Consider the following 2,810-nt stretch of genomic DNA (forward strand, 5'->3'; position numbering starts at 1 on the left):
CTCGACCACCACCACCTCCCCCTCACCACCATCACCAACACAACCCCCCACACCCACCTCTTCGACACCACCACCGTCCTCGAAAACTACCCACTCGATTTCAGCGCGATCAATGAGCTCGGAGATCTCCGTATCACCGGTTGGACCGCTCACGGCGACGGCGTCACCCACTATCCGCTGACGCTTTCCGTCGTGCCCGGGGAGCGATTGCGGATACGTCTCGCCTATCGCACCGACGCCTTCGACTCGGCGACCGCCCGGCGCTTTCTTGACCGCTATATCCGTCTGCTCGAAATCTACGCGCGGGCACCGGAGACCCGGGTCCGCGATATCGATCTACTCTCCGCCGACGAACGGAACCGGCTGGCGCCGAAGCGGTGGCGGGAGACGACATCCCGACCCCGGCCCCGGCTCCTTCCCGAGCTGTTCGAGGCCCGGGCCGCCGAGTCGCCGGACGCCGTCGCGGTCACCCATGGGTCCCGGTCGCTGACCTATGCCGAGCTGAACGCGGACGCCAACCGGCTCGCCCACCACCTGATCCGGCAGGGCATCGGTCCCGAGGACGTCGTCGCCCTGGTCCTCCCCCGGTCGCCGGAGACGATCGTCGCGATACTCGCCGTCCTCAAGGCCGGCGCCGCCTACCTCCCCGTCGACCCGGGCGACCCGGGCGACCGTCTCGCCTTCGTCGTCGACGACGCGCGGGCCGGTCATCTCCTGACCACGACGGAGACCGCCGGCGGCCTCCCCGGTCCGGCGGCGGCGCGTACGGTCCTCGACGATCCCGACACCGTACGACGGCTCGCGGAACTGCCCGCGTCCGATCCCGCGGACGCCGACCGCGTCGCACCGCTCCTCCCGGACCACCGCGCCTATGTCATCTACACCTCCGGCTCCACCGGCCGCCCCAAGGGGGTGGTGGTGCCGCATGCCACCGTGCACCGTCTGCTGACCGAGACGGACCACTGGTTCGGCTTCGGCCCCGACGACGTCTGGCTCCTCTTCCACTCCTACGCCTTCGACGTCTCCGTCTGGGAGATCTGGGGCGCCCTTCTGCACGGCGGCCGGATCGTGATCGCCCCGCTCACCACCAGCCGGATCGCCGCGGAGCTCCGCCGACTGATGGTGGACGAGGGGGTCACGGTCCTCAACCAGACGCCGTCGGCGTTCTACCAGCTGATCTCGGCCGACCGCGAGGCGACGCCCGCCGACGGACGGCTCGCCCTGCGCCGGGTGATCCTGGCGGGCGAGGCCCTCGACGCGACCCGGCTCGGCGACTGGTACGAGCGGCACGCGGAGACCGCGCCGGTCCTGGTGAATATGTACGGACCCACCGAGACCACCGTCTACGTCACCCATCACGGCATCACGACCGCCGACACCGGATCCGTGACGAGCACCATCGGGGTCCCCGTCCCCGATGTCCGGCTGCTCGTCCTCGACCGGCTGCTGCGGCCGGCGCCGCCGGGGGTCACGGGTGAGCTGTACGTCGCCGGGGCGGGCCTGGCCCGCGGCTATCTCCACCGGCCGGGACTCACCGCGGAACGCTTCGTCGCCGACCCCTACGGACCACCCGGCACCCGCATGTACCGCACCGGCGACCTCGCCCGCTGGAACGCGGACGGCGACCTCGACTATCTGGGGCGCGCCGACCACCAGGTGAAGGTGCGCGGTTACCGGATCGAGCTCGGCGAGATCGAGTCCGTGCTGAGCGGGCTTCCCGAGGTCGCCCGGGCCGCCGTGAGCACCCGGGTCGACCAGTCGGACAACACCCAGCTCATCGCCTATGTCGTGGCCTCCGACGGGGTGACGCCGGATACCGCCGCGTTACGCCGGGCCCTGCTCCGGCAGCTTCCGGACCATATGGTCCCGGGGGTGTTCGTGGTACTGGACGAGCTGCCGCTGAACACGAGCGGAAAGCTCGACCGGCGGGCCCTGCCCGTCCCCGGGGCCGCCGGCCGGACCGCCGACGGGGCGCCGGGCACCGAACGGGAGCGCGTCCTCGCCGGCCTCTTCGCCGACACCCTCGGTCTCGCGGATGTCGGTGTGAACGACAACTTCTTCCATCTGGGTGGCCATTCCCTGCTGGCGACCCGGCTGACCAGCCGGATCCGTACCGCTCTCGGCAAAGAGGTGACCGTCCGTACCCTCTTCGACCATCCCACGGTCGCCCGGCTCGCCCCGCGTCTCGACGACACCACCGCCGTCCGGCCCCCGCTCCGGGCCATCACCCGGCCCTCGCCCGTCCCGCTCTCCTCCGCCCAGCGGCGCCTGTGGTTCCTCAACCAGCTCCAAGGGCCCACCCCCACCTACAACATCCCGTTCATCATCAAGCTCACCGGAACGCTCGACACCCGAGCGCTTCAGCACGCGCTCACCGATCTCACCGAGCGCCACGAGGCCCTCCGTACCACCTTCCCCGAGGCCGACGGCACCCCCCACCAGCGGATCCACACCGGCGACGAGGCCGCGCCGCGGCTGATCCAGCGCCATATCGCGTCCGAGGAGCTGGCGGACTCCGTCGAGCGGGCCGTCCGGCAGGGGTTCACGCTCACCGAGGAGACGCCGCTCAGGACGACCCTGCTGACTACGGGTCCGAACGAACACACGCTCGTCGTCGTCGTCCATCACATCGCCGCCGACGGGGAGTCCATCCGTCCCCTGCTCACCGATCTTCTGCACGCCTATCAGGAACACACCGGGGGCGAGGTTCCCAGCCGTCCGGTGTTGCCGGTGCAGTACGCCGACTACACCCTCTGGCAGGAAACCCTCCTCGGCGACACAACCGACCCCACCAGCCTCGCCGCCCAACA

General features: G+C 70.6%; 1 protein-coding gene. It reads left to right on the forward strand.

From position 1 onward, the window contains the following. Window positions 1-2,810 (forward strand): amino acid adenylation domain-containing protein (locus ACFXG1_RS33045; RefSeq protein WP_384745872.1); only part of this gene is annotated, 2,810 nt, incomplete at both ends.

The organism is Streptomyces sp. NPDC059248 (assembly GCF_042753905.1).
Taxonomy (GTDB): Bacteria; Actinomycetota; Actinomycetes; order Streptomycetales; family Streptomycetaceae; genus Streptomyces.